Origin of the sequence: Streptomyces sp. NPDC051555 (genome assembly GCF_044454405.1) — a bacterium.
GTDB lineage: Bacteria > Actinomycetota > Actinomycetes > Streptomycetales > Streptomycetaceae > Streptomyces.
The window spans coordinates 17,752-33,373 of the sequence record NZ_JBITDP010000001.1 but is presented as its reverse complement, the minus strand read 5'-3'; the positions used below and the strand labels follow the sequence as shown (position 1 = coordinate 33,373).

Here is a 15,622-nt window from a genome sequence, read left to right as displayed (position 1 = left end):
CGATGGGAGAAGGGTTAGCCTCCAGGAGCCGACCATGTGCCCGAACCGACCTTCGCGCGATCTAGGAGAACCACTGGTGACAGACGGCTTCCCGGCTCCCGTCGCGGTGGCCAACGTGCCCTTGGCAGCCACCGTAACGCGCGTCGCCGAACTCGCGGGCAAGCTAGGACGCGACCAGAGCGAGGTCTTCGACCTCCGTCGCCTCTCGGAGGCCTCCGGGGTTCCGGCCGACGTGGTCAAGAGCCTGCTGGAGGGCCGCCCCACCGGCGAGCCCGACCTGCAGACCCGCTTCCTGCAACGCCTGGACCTGCTGCGTCGCACCCGCGTCAAGCCCAACGGACGCCGCTACACGCAGCAGGAGATCGCGGACGGCGCGGCCATGTCGCGTCAACAGGCCGGCGCCCTGATCAACGGCGACCGCCGGCCCACGATGGAGCACTGTGACGCGATCCAGCGCTTCTTCGGGGTGCACGCGGGCTTCCTGGCCGCCCACGACGCCGACGCCCTGACCGACGCACTGCTGCGCACCGAGCAGCAGTTGCTCCAGGATTTCGCGGCGCGGGAGCGACAGCTCGCCTCCGCGCAGGCTTCAACGGGCGATCCACTGGCAAGACTCCTCCAGGACCACGGCGTCCGGGGCATCGCCTGGCGCGCCGCCCAACTGCCCAGTGACAAACACCGGGACAAAGTGACGGAATGGCTGGACCTGCTCCTCGAAAGCGTCAAACCGACCCAATCATGACCCAGTCGAAAAGCTGGGTCTGACCCTTGAGTCCTGATCCGGATCCGCGCCGACGGGGAGAACGGTGAGCATAGGCAGAGAGCAGCGGCGGCTGTGCGGAGAGCTGGTGGCGGCCATCCGGCTGGCCGCCCCGGTGGAACCCGTGGACCTCTACACCACCCTGTGCAAGGGCATGAGCAAACACCGCGGGCGTCCGGTGGAGTTCCGCATGGCCTCGTTCCCCCCGGGGACGGCCAGCGGCCTGTGGCTGGACATGGAGGACCGTGACCTCGTCGTCGTGGAGGAACGCACCGCCCCGGACCACCAACTGGTGATCCTCGGCCACGAGCTGTGGCACATGAAGGCGGGCCACTGCAGCCACCACGTGGACGGCGCGGCCGTGGCCGCCCGACTGCTGTCCGAGGAGGCCGACCTGAGCGAAACGGTCCGCCGGGTCGCCGCGCGCACCCGCGCCGACGTCCAGGAGGAGACGGAGGCGGAGACCTTCGGCCTGCTGCTCGGCAGCAAGTGCCGTCCATGGCTCTCGGCCTCCCTGGGGCCGGGACCGACCCAACGCGACGAGCTGGCGGGACGCATCGAGGCGTCCCTCGGCTACCGAGGACCCCGAGGCTGAGAACGTGCTGAACCCTGGGCTGCGGCCACTGACATGGCTGAGAGCGGGCTGAACGAGTGAAGGGCCTGGACTTCTACATTCCGGCCGGCGTGCTGGTGATCGCCTTCACCTGCAAGCTGCCGGGCCTGATCCGGCACTGGCGCGATCCCCTGGTACGGGCCGTCAGCGTGCTCCTGCTCGTCGCCAGTTCGGTGTTCTTCTTCGCCGCTCCGCCCACGATCGCCGCCGTCAACCGGATCACCGGCATTCCCAACTTCTCCGCGCCGCTGGTCTACTGCATCCTCACCGCCTTCAGCGCGTCCTGCCTGCTGCTGCTGATCAACTGGCGGGGCGGCCCCGACGACCGCGCGCGCACCCTCTCCCGCTGGTGCGTGGGCTCGTACAGCGCCGTGATCCTGTCGCAGTTCTCCCTGTTCGCCATCGGTGGCGCCCCGGTGGAACGGCTGCGGGACTTCGACACGTACTACGCGAACACGCCCTACATCCGCGAGATGATCCTCATCTACCTCGTGGCGCACACCGTGGCCGCCGTCGTGATGACCGTGCTGTGCCGGCGCTGGTCCCTGCACGTGCGCGGTTCGCTGCGCTCGGGGCTGATCCTCATGGTCTGCGGGTTCATGCTCAACCTGGTCTTCGACGCGGCGAAGTTCGCCGCCGTGACGGCCCGCTGGGCCGGCCAGGACCTGGACGTGCTGAGCACCACCGTGGCCCCGCCCGTCGCCTCCTTCTCCGCCCTCCTGATCGGGACGGGCTTCGTGCTGCCGCTGGTCGTGCAGCGGCTGTCGGCCTTCTGGCAGACCTGGGCGACGTACCACCGGCTCGGACCGCTGTGGCGCGAACTGCACGCGGTCGTCCCGCACGGTTCGCGCGCCGTGCGGATCTCGTGGTGGTCGCCGGCCGACCTGCGCGTCACCCAACGGGTGGCCGACATCCACGACGGGATCCTCCACCTCGATCCCTACTTCGACCACGACCTGCGCGACCGCGCCCGGACCACCGCCCTCGCGGCGGGCGCGGGGACCGCCCAAGCCGATGCCACGGCCGAGGCGGTGATGGTCGCCGCCGCCGTCCGGGCGCGCGCGGCCGATCCGGAGGAGAAGGTCATCGGTTCGGCGGACGCCTACACCTCGCCGACCGCACAGGGCCCGCGCGATCTCGAACGCATCTCGCGCGCCCTGCGTTCCCCCGCAGTAGCACGGACCCGCCGGCACGCGGCCAGCACGGAAAGCAGTCACCCATGAGCGAGACCACGAGCGGCGACCGGTCCTGCGGTCCGAGACGGATACCGGCGCCGCGCACCGCGGCCGAGCCCCCGGCCCGGGGCGCGGCGATCGGTGGCCCGGCGGCCGGTAGCGCGGCGGTCGGTAACGCGGCGGTCGCCGGGAGCGGTACGCCGACCACGCGGCGGGAGGCCGTCGTGATCGGTGGCGGTCTGGCCGGAATGCTCGCCGCCGCGGCGCTCGCACCGTACGCCGACCGGGTCACCGTCATCGAGCGCGACGTCCTGCCCGCCACCCCCGCGGCCCGCGCCTTCCTCCCCCAGGCCCAGCACGCGCACCTGCTCTGGTCGGGCGGCGCCGAGGCGATCGAGGGCCTGCTGCCCGGCTTCTCCGAGCGGCTGCTCGCGGCGGGCGCGCACCGGATCCCGCTCACCTCGGGCATGGTGGCCCTCTCCCCCGGCGGCTGGTACCGCCGCTGGCGGCCCACCCACTACCTGTTCGCCGCGACCCGGGACCTGGTCGACTGGGCCGTGCGCGAGCAGGTCGCCGCGCTGGCCAACGTCCGCGTGGTCGAGGACACCCGGGTGCTGGGGCTGACCGGCGACGCCGGGCGGGTCACGGGGCTGCGGATCACCACAGCGGAGGGCGGCGAGGAGCGCCTCACGGCCGCCCTCGTCGTGGACGCGAGCGGCCGCGGCACCCGTACCCCGCAGTGGCTGCGCGAACTCGGCGTGCCGCCGGTGCGCGAGGAGCTGGTGGACTCGGGCCTGGTGTACGCGAGCCGCCTCTACCAGGCGCCGCCCGGTACCGAGAAGAACTTCCCCGTGGTCAACATCCAGTCCGTGGCCCACGATCCGCGGCCCGGCAAGACCGCGGTCATCATCCCCGTCGAGGGCGGCCGCTGGCTGGTCACCCTCTCCGGCACCAGGGGCGGCCAACCGACCGCGGACGGCGCCGCCTTCGAGAGCTTCGCCCGCTCCGTGCGCCATCCGGTCGTCGCGGAACTGATCCAGTACGCCGAGCCGTTGTCCGAGGTGGCCACCTTCGGCCACACCGCCAACCGGCGCCGCTACTTCGAGAAGTCCCGGGTCTGGCCCGAGGGGTACGTGGTCCTCGGCGACGCCGTGGCGTCCTACAACCCGGTGTACGGCCACGGAATGTCGGTGGCGGCCCAGGGTGCGCGGGCGCTGCGCCGGTCGTTGGTGGAGGGCGGCGGGCTGCGTGCGGCCGGGCTGTCCCGGCAGACCCAGCGGGCGGTGGCCGCGCCGGTGTCGGTGGCCTGGGACCTGGCGACCGGGCAGGACATCTTCTATCCGGACGCCGTCGGCAAGCGCCCCGGGGCCGCCGACAAGCTGCTCTCGCGCTACGTGGGCCGCCTGGTGCGGACCGCCACCGCGGACTTCGTGGTGGCGACCGCGCTCACCGAGGTGATGACACTGTCGGCGCCGATCACCACGCTGGTGCGGCCCCGGGTGCTGCTGCACGCGCTGCGCGGGCCGCGGATGCCCCAGCTCACCGGCCCGCCGTTGACGGAACGGGAGTTGGGCTTCACCCGGCGGACGGACCGGGCCGAGCGGCCCGGGGCGGATCGCGCCGGGCCGGTGGAGCCGATGGAGCCGGCCGGGACCTGACGGTCGCCCCGGCTCGGCCCGGCCCGGGCGGTTACTTGCCGAGGGCGAACGCCAGCGTGGGGAACAGGTCCTGGAACGGGGCCGCCGAATCGATTCCCTCCCGGCCGTAGGGGGCGTCGAAGCTCCACACCATGAACAGCAGGAAGACGATCAGCCCGCTGAAGAGGCCGGCCAGCAGCAGTTCCCGTCCGGAGCGGCGGATCTGCAGGGTGAAGATCAGCCCGATGGTGACGAGGCCGCCGGCGAGCAGCCCGAACCAGATCACGCCCGGCAGGGTGGCGCCCGAGCTCTGGGTGCGCGAGTGGCGGGCGTCGTCCGCGCTGGCGATCTGGTCCAGCAGCGGCTGGTAGGCCTGCGCCTGGAGTTCGTTCGCCGGGCTCTGGTGGGTGACGTCGCTGCGCAGGGCGCCCAGCAGGGTGGCGCCCTGCGGGGAGGAGTTCGCGCCGGAGGTCAGCAGCGGCCAGTCCACGTTGACGGTGTGCGTGACGTACGCGTCCACCTCGCCGCGGATCCGGTCGCGCACCGGCGTCGGGTAGACGTCGGCGCGCTGGGTCACCTCGTACAAGGACTGTGCCTCGCGGCGGACGTTGTCCTCGGCGGCGCCGCGCGCCTCCCAGACGCCCGCGATGGCCAGGCCGAGCACGATCGCGTAGACCACCCCGACCATCATCGTCATGTACTCGATGACGTCGGGGGTTTCGCTGGTGTCCTCGTCGGCGGCGACGCGGCGGTGCCGCAATGCGGTGCAGGCGAGGACGAGCGCGCAGACGAGCGCCATCGCGATGGCCAGGACCAGCCATTCGGACATGCGGGATCTCCCGTGGTGTGGATCGGTCGGTGGTTCGGTCGTGCCCGGGAGCCGGGGGCCGGCTCGGCGGCACTGTTCGGGCGGTGCGGCTGAGGGGCCACCGCTCGGGCGGTGCCGCTCAGGCGGTACCGCTGCGGCCGCTGCGGCCGCGCGGGCGCAGCGCGGCGGCCGCGAGGACGGCCGGGGTCGTGACGACGACCAGGAGCATCATGGTGGACATCCCGCCGGCGGCCCGTCGTTGGAGGGCCATCGGGTGGTACGGGCGCACGTGGAACCCGGCCGTCGGCAGCACCGCGGCCCGGGCGACGGGTGCGGGACCGGGCGCCGGGGGGCCCGGTGCGACCGGCGGTGGCTCCGGCCGCGCCGCTACGGTCGCGGGCCGGGGCACGGCGGCCCGGCTCGGGGTGACGGACGGCTCCGGCGCGGGCCGGGCCGGGTGCCGGACCGTCGGCCCGGCGGGACCCGGCAGGGTCCCGGGGACGACGGCCGCCCGGGAGGGTCGGGCCGTGGGCGTCGGCGGGGCCGCGGGCTCGTGCCGGGCGGGCACGCACAGGTCCACCCGGGCGCCCCCGGGCGGCACGTCCACGTGTCCCTGGAGCGGACAGCAGGCGACCACCAACCCGGCCCCGGCGAAGTACTGCCAAGCGGTCACCGCGCTGCCTCCCTGTCGTGAGTGCTCTCGGCTGAAGAAACGATTTCGGGACGGCTTCGATACGCGGTGGATCAGTCAAGATCGCCACCGCAGGGTCGACTTCCGGCCATCCGGACCGCGGGGCCCCCGCCGGGCCCGGCCCCGTTCACCCGCCCGGCCCATTCCGCCACGGCACCCCACCCGCCCCCGGCCCATCATCGAGGGAGCAGAACCGCAGCTCAGCGGGGATGAGAGGGACGGTGCCGGGTGGAAGCGAGCAGTCGGGAAGACCTCGGAGCGCGGGTCGATGCGCTGATGGACGGCTTGGTGGCCGATCTGGAACGGCTGGCGGCGATCCCCTCGATCGCCTTCCCCGGCTACCCGCCGGAACCGGTCGAGGAGGCGCACGACCTGATCGTCTCGCTGCTGCGGGACGCGGGCGTGACGAACGTGGAGCGCATCGACCTGCCCGACACCGCCCCGGTGATCTACGCCGAGATCCCGCCCCCCGACCCGGACGCCCCCACCGTGCTGCTCTACGGGCACTACGACGTCCAGCCCGCCGGCGCCCCGGGCCTGTGGCTGTCCCCGCCCTTCGAACCGACCCCGGTCCCCGGCGGTCTGCGGGCGCGCGGCATCGCCGACGACAAGTCCAACGTGATCGCACACCTGGGCATGTTGCGGGCCTACGAGGGCCGGCCGCCCGTCGGGATCAAGATGGTGATCGAGGGCCAGGAGGAGTACGGCAGCGCCTTCGACGACTACCCGCCCACCGACCCCGGCCGGTTCGCCTGCGACGCGATGGTGATCGCGGACCTCGGCAACCTGCGGCCCGGCACCCCCACCCTGACCACCGGGCTGCGCGGCGCCTGCGAGGTCACCGTGGAGGTCCGCACCCTCGCCGAGCCCCGGCACAGCGGGGAGTTCGGCGGCGCCGCCCCCGACGCGCTGCTGGTCCTGCTGCGGGCCCTGGGCACGCTGCACGACGACGCGGGTGACGTGGCCGTGCGCGGCCTGCGGCGGGACCCGTGGGACGGGACGACCTACACCGAGGAGGAGTTCCGGGACCTCGCCTCCGTCCGGGGCGACCTGCCGCTGATCGGTACGGGCTCGCTGGGCGAGCGGCTGTGGAGCGGACCCGCGATCACCGTGATCGGTCTGGACGCCCCGAGCGTGGACCACGCGGCCTCGGCCGTGGTCCCCTACGCCCGGGCCAAGCTGAACCTCCGCTTCCACCCGCACCAGGACCCGCTGGAGGCACGGGCCGCGCTGGTGTCGCACCTGCGCGCGCAGCGCCCCTTCGGCATCCCCCTCACCGTCACCCCCGGCGACACCGGCCCCGGTTTCGAGGCGCGCACCGGCGGCCCCGCCTACCGCGCGGCGCTGACCGCGCTGAAGGAGGCCTGGGGCGCGGAGGCCTCGTACGTCGCCACCGGCGGCTCGATCCCCCTGGTCAACGGCCTGGCCAAGGCGGCCCCCGGGGCCGAGGTGCTGCTCTTCGGCGCGCAGGACAGCATGTGCAACCTGCACGCGCCCAATGAGCGCGTGCTCTTCTCGGAGCTGCGCAACACCGTGGTCGCGATGGTCGCGTTCCTGCGCGAGTACGCCGCGGACCACCGCGCGGGAGGTGACCGGTGAGCGCCGCGAGCCCGGCCCCCACCCCCGCCGAGCCCGAGCTGGAGCCGGGGGCCGGCGGCGAACCGCCGCCCGCGCGGAAGTTCGCCTTCCCCAGCGCGCTGACCATCCTGGCCCTGGTCACGGTCGGGATCTGGCTGCTGGCCTTCCTCATCCCCTCCGGCCAGTACGACCGCAACGACAGCGGCGCCCCGGTCGCGGGCACCTACCACCGGGTCCCCGGCACGCAGAGCTTCGTCGACCGGCTGAACGACCTCTTCCTCGCCCCCGTCAACGGCCTCTACGGCCTCCAGGACACCACCACCGGCCAGGTCGGCCCGAGCCTGACGGGCGCGCTCTACGGCAGTGCGGGCGTCTTCCTCTTCGTCCTGGCGATCGGCGCCTTCATCACGGTGGTCTTCGCGACCGGCGCCCTCGACCGGGGCATCTCCCGCCTCGCCCACCGGCTGCGGGACCGTGGCGCGCTGCTGATCGCCGCCGTGATGGTGGTCTTCGCCGTGCTCGGCACGGTGGAGGGCTTCGCGGAGGAGACCCTCGGCTTCTACGGCCTGCTGGTGCCGATGATGCTGGCCCTCGGCTACGACCGCCTCGTGGCCGTCGGCGCCTCGATCCTGGGCGCGGGCATCGGCGTCCTGTGCTCCACGGTCAACCCGTTCGCGACCGGCGTGGCCTCCTCGGCCGCCGACATCTCCTTGGGCGACGGGATCGTGCTGCGGTTCCTGATGTGGATCGTGCTGACGACGGTGACGGTCCTCTACGTCATCCGCTACGCGAAGCGGGTCCAGAAGGACCCGACCACGTCCCTGTGCGGCTTCCTGCCCGGGGACCAGGAGCACAAGGCGACCGGCGACGAGGTGGCGGAGCCGGAGCTGACCCGGCTGCACAAGACGGTGCTGGTGCTGCTGGTCCTGGTCTTCGCCTTCATGATCTTCTCGGTGGTGCCCTGGTCGAGCGCGCTCACCGGCAAGGCGGACGCGACCCCGTACGGCTGGGAGCTGGACTGGTCCTTCCCGCAGCTCTCGGCGCTGTTCCTGTGCGCGGCCGTGCTGGTGGGCCTGGTGGCGCGGATGGGCGAGGCCGAGCTCAGCTCCACGATCATCCAGGGCGCCGCCGACTTCATCTCGCCCGCCCTGGTCATCATGCTGGCGCGCGGGGTCACCGTCATCATGAACAACTCGCAGATCACCGACACCGTGCTGCACTCCATCGAGGGCGTGGTCAAGGGCACCTCGTCCGGGGTCTTCGCGGTGATCGTCTTCCTGGTGAACCTGCCGCTGGCCTTCCTGATCCCGTCCACCTCGGGCCACGCCACGCTCGCCATGCCGATCCTGGCCCCGCTCGCCGACTTCGCGGGGGTCTCCCGCGCGGTGGTGGTGACGGCCTGGCAGTCGGCCAGCGGCTGGATGAACCTGTGGGTCCCGACCACCGCGGTGACCATCGGCGGCGTGGCCCTGGCGAAGGTCGGCTACGACAAGTACCTGCGGTTCGTGTGGCCGCTGCTGGCGATCCTCTTCGTCCTGATCTGCGGCTTCGTGGCACTGGGCGCGGCCCTGTAGGCCCAGCGGCCGGCCCGGCCCGGGCGCCGGCGCACGCGAAGGGGCGCGGCCACCGTGCGGTGGCCGCGCCCCTTCGCGTCGTGCGGGTCGTGCTACGGGCCTCAGGCCGCGGCGTCGGTGCCGCCGAAGCGCTCGCGGTAGGACTCCAGGTCCTCTTCCGTGATCTTCGCGAAGAGCACCGGCGGCACGGTGAACGGGGTGCCCGCCGGGACCGCGTCCAGCGACTTCGCCTGCTCCGGGGTCACCCAGGTCGCCGTGTCGTCGGCCAGCTGGAAGGCGGAGCGCATGGCGCGCGTCGAGGCGGGGATGAAGGGCTCGGAGACCACCGAGTAGAGGTGGATGAGGTTCATCGCGGTGCGCAGGGTGAGCGCCGCGCCGTCCAGGTCGGTCTTGACCTCCAGCCAGGGGGCCTTCTCGTCGAGGTAGGCGTTGCCCGCCGACCACAGGGCGCGCAGCGCGGCCGCGGCCTTGCGGTACTGGAGCGCCTCCATGTGGCCCTCGTACTCGGCCAGCAGTTCGGCGATCTGCTCGCCGAGGCGGGCCTCCGCCTCGCCGGCGGCGCTGCCCGCGGGGACCTCGTCGCCGAACTTCTTGCGCGAGAAGGTCAGCACGCGGTTGACGAAGTTGCCGAGGGTGCCGCCGAGGTCCTTGTTGACGGTGGAGGCGAAGTGCTCCCACGTGAAGGACGAGTCGTCGGACTCGGGGGCGTTGGCGATGAGGAAGTAGCGCCAGTAGTCGGCGGGCAGGATCTCCAGCGCCTGGTCGGTGAAGACGCCGCGCTTCTGCGAGGTGGAGAACTTGCCGCCGTAGTAGGTCAGCCAGTTGAAGGCCTTGACGTAGTCGACCATCTTCCACGGCTCGCGGACGCCCAGCTCGGTGGCGGGGAACATCACGGTGTGGAAGGGGACGTTGTCCTTGGCCATGAACTGCGTGTAGCGCACGTCCTCGGCCTGGTACCACCAGGACTTGTAGTCGCGGTTCGCCGGGTCGGCGTCCGCCCACTCCTTGGTCGCGGCGATGTACTCGATGGGGGCGTCGAACCAGACGTAGAAGACCTTGCCGTCGGCGGCCAGCTCCGGCCAGGTGTCGGCCGGGACCGGCACGCCCCAGTCGAGGTCACGGGTGATCGCGCGGTCGTGCAGGCCCTCGGTCAGCCACTTGCGGGCGATGGAGGAGGCCAGCTGCGGCCACTCCTCCTCGTGCTCGGCGACCCACGCCTCGACCTCGCCCTGGAGCTTGGACTGGAGCAGGAAGAGGTGCTTGGTCTCGCGGACCTCCAGCTCGGTGGAGCCGGAGATGGCCGAGCGCGGCTCGATCAGGTCCGTGGGGTCCAGGACGCGGGTGCAGTTCTCGCACTGGTCGCCGCGGGCCTTGTCGTAGCCGCAGTGCGGGCAGGTGCCCTCGACGTAGCGGTCCGGCAGGAAGCGGTCGTCGGCCGGCGAGAAGATCTGCCGGATCGCGCGCTCCTCGAGAAGGCCGTTCTCCTGGAGCCGGCGCGCGAAGTGCTGGGTGATCTCGCGGTTCTGCTCCGAGGAGCTGCGGCCGAAGTAGTCGAAGGACAGCTCGAAGCCGTCGTAGATCGCCTTCTGCGCATCGTGCGCCTGCGCGCAGAACTCGGCGACCGAGAGTCCGGCGGCCTTGGCGGCCAGCTCGGCGGGGGTGCCGTGTTCGTCCGTGGCGCAGATGTAGAGGACCTCGTGGCCGCGCTGGCGGAGGTACCGGGAGTACACGTCCGCCGGAAGCATCGACCCGACCATGTTGCCCAGGTGCTTGATCCCGTTGATGTAGGGAAGCGCGCTGGTGATCAGGTGTCGAGACATCCTCGGATGCTCCATTTCATACGTGCGGCGTGTGAAGGATCGTGAAGGGGCTCATCGTATCGAACCGACGAAACGCCACGTGCCGCATTTTCAAGGGGTGGGCCTTACACGAAAGCGAGGGCTGTGACCTCTGCGTCACCGCCCTCGCGCTCGCGGTCATGCTACAGGAGCGCTGATCACGCCCCGGCCGGCCAGGGACCGGCCGGGGAGGGGGTCGGGCCGCGCGACCGGAGCCGCGCGGCAGCGGAATCCCGGTCAGTCGCGGCCGCCGCCGGCGCCGTCGAGGGCCGTGATGCGGGCGCCGCTCGCGAGGCGGGCGGTCAGGGTCACCGGCGCTCCCTCGGGGCCGGCCGGGGCGGTGAGGCTGCGGCCGGCCGCCTCCGCGCGGACCGCGCCGGTGGCCGTGATGGCCGCCACCTCCCGACTGCCGGCGGCCAGTTCGTACCAGTGTCCGGCGGCCGTCTGCCACCGGGTGCCGACCAGAAGGTGCTGGCCGAAGCGGCCGCAGGCGGCGGTGGAGCGGGCCCGGGCCACGTCCTGCGCCGGGCCCGCGGGCGGCCGCAGCCGGACGAGCACGTCGCCGGGCCCGGCCCAGCCGGAGGCGCGGGTGCAGGACCAGACGGCCCGGCCGCCGCCTTCGGGCAGCTCGGACGCGGCGAAGTCCCAGACGTTGACGGCCCGCACCGCGCCCCCGCGGAGCTCCCGCAGCCCGCAGGCGAGCGGCGCCCACGCGGCGCGGGCCGCGGGACCGGTCGCCTCCCTGGGCTGGCGGGCGGGCACGGCGTTCGGCCCGTCCGGCAGGGGCGTGTAGGTCAGGTGTACGGGCGCCAGCGCGCCGAGGTCGGCGAGCACGAAGGAGTGCTTCTCGACGATGCGGGTGGACGAGGTCAGTACGAGGACGGGCCAGCTCGCGCAATCCGCGGCGGCCCCGGCGACCGCGGGCACCGCCGCGGCGGCGGTGACCCCGTCGGCGGCCACGGCCAGCGGCTGCCCGGCGTCCGCCGGCCGCAGCAGGTCCGAGGTGGCGGCCGTGGCGATCCAGGGGGCCAGCAGGTAGCGGACCCGGCCGCCCGCCCGGCTCACCGCGAGGGCGCCCGCGGTGGTCACCCCGGCCTCGTCGGTACGGGCGAAGTCGAGCGCCCGCTCCCGCGGCCCGCCGGCGGCTTCGCCGTAGCGCACCACCCGGTCGGCGTCGAGCAGCAGCACCACCGCCCTGCCCTCGACGTCCCCGGCGTACAGCAGTTGCGGCGGCCGCCCCGGCGGGTCCGTCGGGGTCCCGGGCGCGGCGCTCACCGGCACCTGCGCGGACCTGCTCGCCCAGGCCCCCAGCGCCCGCGCGAGCAGGCCCCGGTCCCCGGCCCGCGCGCCGCGGGCGGGCCAGGCGGTGAAGTCGACCCGGGCGGTGTCGGACCAGGCGGCGGCCGGGATCCGCACCAGCCGGTCCGGGTCGAGCGCCCCGGCGGCCACGGCTCCGGCGGCGGGCCGCACGTCCGGCCCGGGCGGCGCCCCGTCGGCCACCGCGACCCCGGCGACCAGGGCCAGTACGGCCGCGGCCGCCCATCCGACCCGCACCCGGCGGCGTCGGCGCAGCAGGTCGGTGGGCCGGGTGTTGACCACGCAGGCGTCGAACTCCGTGGACCGCAAAAGCGTTTCGCCGACGGGCAGGGCCAGGGCCAGGCGCACGCTCTCCGCCGGATCCGCCACTCCCGCGGCGGCCAGCACCCGGACCGTCCCCGCCTCGGCGAGCCCGTCCAGCCGGTGCAGCACGAAGGCCGCGCGGACCGCCGCGGGCACCCCGCCGAGCAGCCGGGCCGTCTCGTCGATCCCGCCCGCCGGGGGCCAGAGCCTGAGCCCCCACACGAAGGGGGGCGCGGGTGGCCACCCCCACCGGGCCAGGGCCGTCCCGGGCCGGCCGCCGGGGGCCAGCGCGGCCCGCAGCACGCGGGCCCGCACCTCACCGAGCGGCCCGCCGGAGCCGGGGGGTGCGCCCGGGCCGCCGGGGTCGCCGGGGTCGGGCGGCGCCCCCGGGCCGTCGGGTGCGCCCCCCGGACGCTCCAGCTCGTCACCGGCGCGTGCCCGGGGCAACCCCCGCTGCACCGCCCGGTGCGCGCGCAGCACCCGGGCGTGCCGCCCGAGGCCGTCGGGGAGCGTCAGGTAGGCGAGCCGTACCAGGTGGGGGTACTGCTCGACGAGGACCGCCTCGGCTGCTTCGACGGCGGTGGAGCCGAATCGCTGTGATGTGCCCACGGTCAGACAAACGAGTGAATCTTGGGATGGTCACACGCCGCGCCCACAGCCCTACGGGCCGGTTGCCGGCGCCCTGCGGGAGAGCGCCCCGGAAGGCGCCCCGGAGCCGCCGGTCCGGCGCCGACCGGCCCCGACCACGGGAAACGTTCGTCGGCATATGCGGAACCGACAGTTCGTCGCCGTGCCGATCGAAGTCGATCACGAATCGCTCCGCATCGGACGGGCCGTCAACAGCTTTCCCCCGCTTTGCCGGCGGCCTTCTCGCGGCCGCGCGAACGCTGGCAGGGTGGGGGCGAGCACCTCCAGTGCCATGAGGGGGAGAGGTGGAGCGGTGAGCGATGGCGGACCGGAGGAATCCGGTGGGGCGGTGGGTCTGCCCAGCCGACGGCAGCGGCCGGCGACGCCGATGAGCCAGTGGGACACGCGGGCGCGCCTGTCGTACTGGGCCTTCCACACCGATCGGCGGCCCTCCTACATGAGATTCGCGTACCTCCAGCTGGGCTCCGACGCGGACGCGGAGAACGCCGTCGACGCCACCTTCGACGCGATCATGAACGAGTGGCTCCGGATGCTCCACATGGACCGGCTGGAGGCGTACGCCTGGACCGTCCTCAAACACCGCATCGTCGACCAACAGGGCAAGCGCGACCAGCGGCCGCGACCCATGGACATCAGCGCCTTCGAGGCCGCGCTCAAGGACACCGCCGTCGATCCGTACGACGTGCTGACCGACAGCATCCAGTTCTACTCGGCGGTCTCCCGGCTGGCCGAGCGGCAGCGCGACGCCGTGCTGCTGCGCTACGGACTGCACTGCACCACCGGCGAGGCCGCCCACGTGATGGGCGTCGAGGAAGCCACCGTCCGCTCCCACCTCACCCAGGCGCGCCGCAGGCTCACCCGGCTCCTCGCCGGAGAGGGCGGCGCGCCATGAGCCACCACGGCGAGCACGCGGACCCCGCCGAACTCCCGGGTCCCGCCGAACTCCCGGACCGGGCGGACCGCGGGGCCGGCGACCGCGGCGACCCCGCCCGCCCCCTGGAGCACTTCCTGGCCCGGGCCCGGGTCCCGGACCGCTATCCGCACTACGACCTCGGCGCCGCCGAGACCCGGCTGCTGCTGCGGACCCGGGCCGCGGCCCGGGCCGCCGACGCCCGCGCCCGCCCGGGGCCGCCCGGCTGGAGCGATCCCGCGCGGGACCGGCCCGTGGAGGCCGAACAGGCCCGGCGCGACCTCAAGGCGGTCAGCCTGGCCGTGGTCTGCGGGCCCGGAGCCGCCGCCCGGCTGGGCGAGTTCATCGCGACCCGGCACGGCGACCCGCCCGGCGCCCTGGTCTTCGGCTGCCTGCTGCACCTCGCCGGACTCCGGGACGGCGCCCGCTTCTGGTGGCAGTTCGCGGCCGGTTCCGGCGCCGCGCACACCGGATCCGCCGCCTACTGCCTCTTCCTCGACCACTCCCGGCGCGGCGAACACCAGGACGCCCGGGTCTGGGCGGCCGAGCTCGCCCGCTCCGGCTACCTGCCCGGGGGGCCGCGCGACCTGCGGGAGATCCGACTCTGCGCGCAGGCCCGGGTGCTGCGCCACGTCGACCAGTTCGAGGACGTCGACCTGGGCCCGGTGCCGCTGCCCCGCCCCGGCCTGCCCGAGGTGCTGCCCGCCTTCCTGCCCACGGCCCCGGCCCGGGAGCCGGACCCGGCGAGCGGGTCCGAACCGCAGCCGTCCCCCCGGGCCCGGGCGGACGGCGATCCCGCTCCCCTGCCCCTTCCGGTACGCCGCCCCCCGCCGCCACCACCGGCCGCGCGGCGCCGCGGGTCGGACCCCGCGGACCCGGACGCCACCGGCGCGCTGGCGCAGGCGCGGCGCGCGCTGGCCGTCGTGGGCGTCCTCGAACGGCACCCGCTCGGTGTCGACGCCGCCCGGATCGGGCGGGAGGCGGCTCTGGTCGCCGCGGAACTCGGCCCGGTGCTGGCCATGCTGTGCGAGGAGGGGTACGCCTGCCGCCCCGCGGCGGGCGTCTACGGGCGGGGCCCCGCACTCGACCGGCTCGGCGCCCCCGGCGGGCACGGACTCGCCGCCCAGCTCCAGCACACCCTGGCGCTGGCCCGGGACAGCGCGGGCGCCGCCTTCTACTTGAGCCGCTACGCCGAGGGCGAGGTCCGCATCACGCAGGTGGCCGAGGGGCCCGGCACCCCGCCCGTCGACGAATGGGTCGACTTCCGCGCGGCGGCCCACGCCAGCGCGGTCGGCAAGTGCCTGCTCACCCAACTCGACCGGGACGGTCGGGCCGACCACGTGGCGCGCCACCGTCCCACCCGGCTCACCGCGCGGACCATCACGGACAGCCGGGTGCTCTTCCACGCCCTGGACGCGCTGGGCCCGGGAGAGCCGGTCTTCGACCTCAACGAGTACGCCCCCGGCGTGGTCTGTTCGGCGGTCGCGCTCGCGACCGGCGGCGCGGCGAGCAGTCTGGCCCTGTCCCTGCCCGCGGGGCACGCCCACCGGCTGGGCGCCGCCACCGCCACCCTGCGCCGCAAGGCGGTACCGGTGTTGCTCGCGCTGCTCCTGTCCGGCGCGATCCCCCCGGACGGGGCGGCCGCGGCGATCGACCCGGATTCGCCCGCACGGACCCTGCGCCACCTGCGCAGCGTCTTCCGCACCCCGCACACGCGCGCCACCGTCTCGCCGGGGCCCCACCTGGTCAGCGATCCGGCCACCGAGGCGG

The 15,622-nt window shown here is 74.1% G+C and carries 11 protein-coding genes and 1 pseudogene; 8 read left to right on the top strand and 4 right to left on the bottom strand.

Features of this window, described 5'->3' with window-relative positions; genetic code table 11:
• Positions 1-76 precede the first annotated feature (76 nt).
• From ACIBEA_RS00140 to ACIBEA_RS00125, 4 genes are all read left to right on the top strand, one after another.
• A complete protein-coding gene (locus tag ACIBEA_RS00140) occupies positions 77-742 on the top strand; it encodes a helix-turn-helix transcriptional regulator (RefSeq protein WP_399256229.1) in 666 nt (221 codons plus the stop codon).
• Between the two features lie 64 nt (positions 743-806).
• A complete protein-coding gene (locus ACIBEA_RS00135) occupies positions 807-1,355 on the top strand; it encodes a toxin-antitoxin system, toxin component (protein WP_354380820.1) in 549 nt (182 codons plus the stop codon).
• A 56-nt stretch (positions 1,356-1,411) separates the two neighbouring features.
• On the top strand, positions 1,412-2,596 hold the full coding sequence (locus ACIBEA_RS00130) for an MAB_1171c family putative transporter (RefSeq protein WP_399256227.1): 1,185 nt from the start codon (positions 1,412-1,414) through the stop codon (positions 2,594-2,596).
• Entirely contained in the window at positions 2,593-4,206 is a 1,614-nt protein-coding gene (locus ACIBEA_RS00125) for an NAD(P)/FAD-dependent oxidoreductase (RefSeq protein WP_399256225.1), read from the top strand. Before ACIBEA_RS00130 ends, ACIBEA_RS00125 begins: the two co-directional genes overlap by 4 nt.
• 31 nt (positions 4,207-4,237) lie before the next feature.
• Here the strand turns inward: ACIBEA_RS00125 and ACIBEA_RS00120 are convergent, their stop codons facing one another.
• Together ACIBEA_RS00120 and ACIBEA_RS00115 are read right to left on the bottom strand one after the other, a co-directional pair.
• Complete coding sequence (locus ACIBEA_RS00120) at positions 4,238-5,014, bottom strand: hypothetical protein (protein ID WP_399256223.1); 777 nt, start codon at positions 5,012-5,014, stop codon at positions 4,238-4,240.
• Between the two features lie 118 nt (positions 5,015-5,132).
• On the bottom strand, positions 5,133-5,666 hold the full coding sequence (locus ACIBEA_RS00115) for a hypothetical protein (RefSeq protein ID WP_399256221.1): 534 nt from the start codon (positions 5,664-5,666) through the stop codon (positions 5,133-5,135).
• 246 nt (positions 5,667-5,912) lie between these two features.
• On the opposite strand from ACIBEA_RS00115, the gene ACIBEA_RS00110 reads away from it, so the two are divergent.
• Positions 5,913-7,283, top strand: a complete 1,371-nt coding sequence (locus tag ACIBEA_RS00110; protein ID WP_399256219.1) for a M20/M25/M40 family metallo-hydrolase — start codon at positions 5,913-5,915, stop codon at positions 7,281-7,283.
• A 38-nt stretch (positions 7,284-7,321) separates the two neighbouring features.
• Complete coding sequence (locus tag ACIBEA_RS00105; RefSeq protein ID WP_399257864.1) at positions 7,322-8,836, top strand: YfcC family protein; 1,515 nt, start codon at positions 7,322-7,324, stop codon at positions 8,834-8,836.
• Between the two features lie 101 nt (positions 8,837-8,937).
• On the opposite strand, the gene metG is transcribed toward ACIBEA_RS00105, so the two are convergent.
• Positions 8,938-10,656: a methionine--tRNA ligase gene (gene metG, locus ACIBEA_RS00100; protein WP_399256217.1), complete on the bottom strand. Its 1,719-nt coding sequence runs from the start codon at positions 10,654-10,656 to the stop codon at positions 8,938-8,940.
• A 255-nt stretch (positions 10,657-10,911) separates the two neighbouring features.
• Entirely contained in the window at positions 10,912-12,903 is a 1,992-nt protein-coding gene (locus ACIBEA_RS00095) for a hypothetical protein (RefSeq protein WP_399256215.1), read from the bottom strand.
• 331 nt (positions 12,904-13,234) lie between these two features.
• Between ACIBEA_RS00095 and ACIBEA_RS00090 the strand changes: the two genes are divergently transcribed.
• Together ACIBEA_RS00090 and ACIBEA_RS00085 are read left to right on the top strand one after the other, a co-directional pair.
• Complete coding sequence (locus ACIBEA_RS00090; protein WP_399256213.1) at positions 13,235-13,834, top strand: RNA polymerase sigma factor; 600 nt, start codon at positions 13,235-13,237, stop codon at positions 13,832-13,834.
• Positions 13,835-14,745: 911 nt separating this feature from the next.
• Positions 14,746-15,465 (top strand): annotated as a pseudogene (locus ACIBEA_RS00085) (IclR family transcriptional regulator C-terminal domain-containing protein); the annotation flags it as partial.
• Positions 15,466-15,622 lie beyond the last annotated feature (157 nt).

Coding starts and splice junctions, on each gene's coding strand:
- ACIBEA_RS00125 (WP_399256225.1), top strand. CDS start 2,593: ATGAGCGAGACCACGAGCGGCGACCGGTCCTGCGGTCCGAGACGGATA.
- ACIBEA_RS00120 (WP_399256223.1), bottom strand. CDS start 5,014: ATGTCCGAATGGCTGGTCCTGGCCATCGCGATGGCGCTCGTCTGCGCG.
- metG (WP_399256217.1), bottom strand. CDS start 10,656: ATGTCTCGACACCTGATCACCAGCGCGCTTCCCTACATCAACGGGATC.